3 protein-coding genes, 2 tRNA genes and 1 pseudogene are annotated in these 3324 nt (G+C 32.3%); 3 read left to right on the forward strand and 3 right to left on the reverse strand.

Going from position 1 to position 3324, the window contains the following annotated elements; genetic code table 11:
* The coding region (locus tag HMPREF2961_RS15705; RefSeq protein WP_256277982.1) for a DUF5960 family protein at positions 1-161 on the forward strand (161 nt) is incomplete at its 5' end.
* Positions 162-675: 514 nt separating this feature from the next.
* Here HMPREF2961_RS15705 and HMPREF2961_RS06405 read toward each other — a convergent pair.
* Positions 676-749: transfer RNA gene (locus HMPREF2961_RS06405), tRNA-Ile, on the reverse strand.
* Positions 750-1278: 529 nt separating this feature from the next.
* On the opposite strand from HMPREF2961_RS06405, the gene HMPREF2961_RS06415 reads away from it, so the two are divergent.
* Positions 1279-1581, forward strand: coding sequence for a hypothetical protein (locus HMPREF2961_RS06415; protein ID WP_002342977.1), 303 nt, complete (start codon positions 1279-1281; stop codon positions 1579-1581).
* A 13-nt stretch (positions 1582-1594) separates the two neighbouring features.
* On the opposite strand, the gene HMPREF2961_RS06420 is transcribed toward HMPREF2961_RS06415, so the two are convergent.
* Positions 1595-1668: transfer RNA gene (locus tag HMPREF2961_RS06420), tRNA-Ile, on the reverse strand.
* Between the two features lie 724 nt (positions 1669-2392).
* Between HMPREF2961_RS06420 and HMPREF2961_RS06425 the strand changes: the two genes are divergently transcribed.
* Positions 2393-2941: a PBECR4 domain-containing protein gene (locus HMPREF2961_RS06425; RefSeq protein ID WP_070704365.1), complete on the forward strand. Its 549-nt coding sequence runs from the start codon at positions 2393-2395 to the stop codon at positions 2939-2941.
* Between the two features lie 108 nt (positions 2942-3049).
* Here HMPREF2961_RS06425 and HMPREF2961_RS06430 read toward each other — a convergent pair.
* Positions 3050-3324 (reverse strand): annotated as a pseudogene (locus tag HMPREF2961_RS06430) (N-acetylmuramoyl-L-alanine amidase); the annotation flags it as partial.

The following is a 3324-nucleotide window of genomic DNA, read 5'->3' on the forward strand; positions in this document are numbered from 1 at the left end:
ATAAGAACTACTTTAAAATTCCTGCTGCGAAAACGAGAATGAAGAAGGATGTATACTTTTTGTTTGATGTGGTGACTGACGTGCCGGACGCACGTAGCGATCATCGGCGTTATGACTATATAAAGTATACTTTCGTTGATCCAGAAAGGTATAAAGATTAAAGTAGGCTACCTAAAAAGGTAGCCCGGAACGGATTTTATCACCATACTTATAAAAGGAGATATTTTTAAGTTAGTATTAAGATTGTGTAATATGATGATATCTATATTTTATAGTATCAGTGCTATAAAATCAAAAATAAGTCACTAATTAACTATCACTCCAATTATAAGTCTTTTTTCCATTATTTTTTACAGTTATATGGTATGCTTTTTAATGGCTTCAAATATAAAAGAGTTTAAAGCGTAACACACTTTTGGGGAGTGGTTTTTGGGGAACGCTTTAAACTCTTCTTTATTATTATCTCACAATTTAACCCAAATGTCTTTCCATTTAAAAATCAAATTAAAACTTTTCAAATATACAGAAGTATAACTATGTGAAACATCCTTTCATTAATCCATAAAAGAATACATAAAAAAGCCACTCATTTGAGTGGCAATGAAGAAAAGCTTTAGCTTGTATAATACTCTTCAAAAAAATTCTAACACATAACGATTCAAATGGCTACATTAAGGTACCCTTTAGGACTCGAACCTACGACCGGACGGTTATGAGCCGTTTGCTCTGACCAACTGAGCTAAGGGTACGGAACAACCCACTCCGAAGAGTGGGCTCCTTTGAAGGAAGATTAAACCAAAAAACTCTGACTACATTCATCTTAAATTATCAGTTAAGATTGTGCCATATCATTTTTTTTAAAATAATGTGTTTCGCTTATGTATGTTCGAAAAAAGGCAAACTAAAATTATGATTGAGTTTGAAGCGCTGAAAGGACAACTATACTCCAATCATACCACGAAGCTCCCTTTATATCATAAAATTGTTAATCCATTTTATTTATACAAACATTAGTTCCTCTTGTTAGTGCTACTCCCACTCTGATAGTTGAAGACAAGGATTTTTCAGATAGTAATGTCCGTCTTAATTATTTAGGAAGTGCGATGATAAAAAATAATGGGCAATTTAAAATGAAACATGTTAAAATAGTTACAGAAGTAAATAATCCTGAAATTTCTATTGATATTAAAGACAGATCAACTTGGAATTATCAAGAGATGGTTACATGCTTCGTACAAAGTACGGTGAGTGAAGATTTCATGAGTAGGGAGGTGCATTATGTACAAAATTCTTTATAAAGATTTTCTCGCTGATGCATCTCTTTCAGTAGATTATAATATTGGGTATGATTATCTTACATTTTACAATAAATCATATGGAAATGTTGACTATATTCAATGTACAGATCATATTTATCTAATTGTAGACTTAGATGAATCTTCAATTTTAGGTGCTAAGGTTATGGGCTTAATAAATTACTTTTCTTTAGATGAATTAGACGAGCTAGAATATCCCGTTGTAGCTGAATCTATAAAAACACTGTATACCAGAATAAAAAATACCCCCTACTCAGAAGAGTAAGGGGGCTCTTCTATGTACCCTGTAGGACTCGAACCTACGACCGGACGGTTATGAGCCGTCTGCTCTAACCAACTGAGCTAAGAGTACGGAAAGCCATCACAACTACTGCAAACAAAAAGAATGGACATAGACTAGAAAATAATGGGTTTCATTCTTTTGTTGTGATGGCATATTTATTATTGCATAACTTTAAAAGAAAAAATAGAGTATATTTAACATTCATTTGCTTAGCTTTATAGTAAAAAAATTATTGACGCTTTTTTTACGTAGTATAGAATGACATTGTAAGCAAAAAAAAGACCATGCTGTCAACATGGCCTACAAGCACTTGCACGGATATCCAATCTGTTCAATCCCTAGCTTAGTCTTGAATTCTAGTGTCTAGAATCTATAACCTTGCCATTGATTTCCGAGATCAATGGTTTTTTATTAGCAAGAATTACAATATTCAAAAAAACGTTATTTTATCACTTATAATTTGTAATTATACTGCATCAAAATAATGTGCCACACGTACAAATCGTTATATTAAATCGTATATATTAAGTTTTCTTAATTTTTCATCTTATTGTTTTTTATATTTTACGCTTGCATAAATTTTACGTAAATGTTATATTAATTACGAGGATAGATCTATCACCTCATCTTTCAGTTAGCTCTAGATTGATAATAATCATATCAATCAAAGTGAGAAGAGTGCACTCACGTTCCCCCGCAGGCGGGTTAGCCTAGCGTTGGTCTGTATGGGACGGTATCCATACTTTGCACTCTCTTTTTTTTTTGTTAAAAACTAAACAGAGGAGCGCCTTCTATGCCTAAAGATTTAAAAAAAACTTATAATCAATATCTAACAAATCTTGATGGCAAAACGGCAATTTTAACAACCCCATCCACCCCTCTAGATTGCTTTTACATAAAATTTGATATTCTTCAACTTCCACATTTGCTTGGACTACACAAAATATATAATGAACCTCCTAAATCTCTTTGCAGTAAATTGGCTTCTTCTTCAATTACATATGAAAAAATTCAGCGACATAAAATGTTTGGCTCTATCAAAGATAGAATTACTCTGTTTGATTTCATTTTAGATATATTCCTAGAAGATTATAACGGATCCGTTATTTATGTTTCTGAAGCTGATAGAAACGGTTCTTCTATGAAATTAGATATCGCATTTAATCATCCTTACAAAAATAAAATATTGACCCTTGGTTTAAGAGAAATATCCCCCGCTATATATGTCCCGGTAACCTTTTACGTTAAGAAAAAAAATATAGCCCAAGACTTCCAGCAATCTAAAAGAGCTAAAATTCTAAGTTTAGAGTTTATAGGAACTAAAAACATTCTCTTACGATAGCTTTAGAATTTATCTACTATAACCAATACAAGTTGTCACAAAGCGTAAAAAGACAACTGATAATAGTCAATATCGTTATGTACTGCCCCTCTACGAGGGGCTATTTTTTTATCGTTGCGGAATATTTAAATACCAGCGTTTATCATGAAAATCTTGTGCTCCGCCTTTAGTGTTCCCTTCTGGATCATTCGTTGCACGCATCATGACATAGACTTTCTTATTAGGAAAATTACGCATATTGAAAGATACATGATAACCAACATTTCCAGAAGTATTATAAGCTTGATTTACATCTGGTCTATAAATTCCATCAGCTCTTACTCGAGCTAATTCTTTCCCAGTATTGTAATCCATAATGAAAATATACTCGTATTTATAATTAG

It is taken from the genome of Enterococcus sp. HMSC076E04 (genome assembly GCF_001814285.1).
GTDB classification, from domain to species: Bacteria; Bacillota; Bacilli; order Lactobacillales; family Enterococcaceae; genus Enterococcus_B; species Enterococcus_B lactis.

Bases quoted from the DNA above. Each gene is read 5' to 3' on its own strand.
- HMPREF2961_RS06415 (WP_002342977.1), top strand. From the start codon at position 1,279: ATGTACAAAATTCTTTATAAAGATTTTCTCGCTGATGCATCTCTTTCA.
- HMPREF2961_RS06425 (WP_070704365.1), top strand. From the start codon at position 2,393: ATGCCTAAAGATTTAAAAAAAACTTATAATCAATATCTAACAAATCTT.